Below are 1,176 nucleotides of genomic sequence, written 5' to 3'. Positions count from 1 at the left end.
ATGGCAAAGGAAAAGTTTGAGCGTAATAAGCCGCACGTCAACATCGGCACGATTGGCCACGTTGACCACGGCAAGACCACGCTGACCGCAGCAATCACCAAGTATTTCGGTGACTTCAAAGCGTATGACCAGATTGACGGCGCGCCTGAAGAAAAAGCACGTGGCATCACCATCTCGACCGCCCACGTGGAATACGAGACCGACACGCGTCACTATGCGCACGTCGACTGCCCCGGCCACGCCGACTACGTCAAGAACATGATCACCGGTGCCGCTCAGATGGACGGCGCGATTTTGGTTGTGAACGCTGCTGACGGCCCGATGCCGCAGACCCGCGAGCACATCCTGCTGGGCCGCCAGGTTGGCATCCCGACCATGGTCGTGTTCATGAACAAAGTGGATCAGGTTGACGACGAAGAACTGCTGGAACTGGTGGAAATGGAAATCCGCGAGCTGCTGTCTTCGTATGACTACCCCGGCGACGACATTCCTGTCATCGCAGGTTCGGCTCTGGCCGCGATGGAAGGCAACAAGCCGGAAATCGGCGAAGAATCGATCCGCAAGCTGATGGCTGCCGTGGACGAGTACATCCCGACACCTGAGCGCGCTGTTGACCAACCGTTCCTGATGCCGGTCGAAGACGTGTTCTCGATCTCGGGTCGTGGTACCGTTGTGACCGGTCGTGTTGAGCGTGGCGTGATCAACGTTGGCGACGAGATCGAAATCGTCGGCATCCGTGACACTCAGAAAACCACCTGTACTGGTGTTGAAATGTTCCGCAAGCTGCTGGATCGCGGCGAAGCGGGCGACAACATCGGCGCCCTGCTGCGCGGCATCGACCGTGAAGGCGTTGAGCGTGGTCAGGTTCTGTGTAAGCCGGGTTCGGTTACACCGCACACCAAGTTCGAAGCCGAAGCCTATATCCTGACCAAGGAAGAAGGCGGTCGTCACACTCCGTTCTTCGCGAACTACCGTCCTCAGTTCTACTTCCGTACAACTGACGTGACCGGCACCGTGACCCTGGCAGCTGGCACCGAGATGGTTATGCCCGGCGACAACGTGTCGTTCGAGGTTGAGCTGATCGCACCGATCGCGATGGAAAACGGCCTGCGTTTCGCCATCCGCGAAGGCGGCCGCACCGTCGGCGCCGGCGTCGTGTCGAAAATCGTCGAGTAA

General features: G+C 58.8%; 1 protein-coding gene. It reads left to right on the top strand.

The annotated features are described in order from the left end of the window. Nucleotides 1–1,176: elongation factor Tu (gene tuf / locus AC2FIB_RS22450; protein WP_108861257.1), on the top strand; the 1,176-nt coding region annotated here is incomplete at its 5' end.

The organism is Ruegeria sp. YTSA072 (assembly GCF_059610285.1).
The sequence above is the reverse complement of the archived record's forward strand: the minus strand, read 5'-3'. Positions and strand labels throughout refer to the sequence as shown.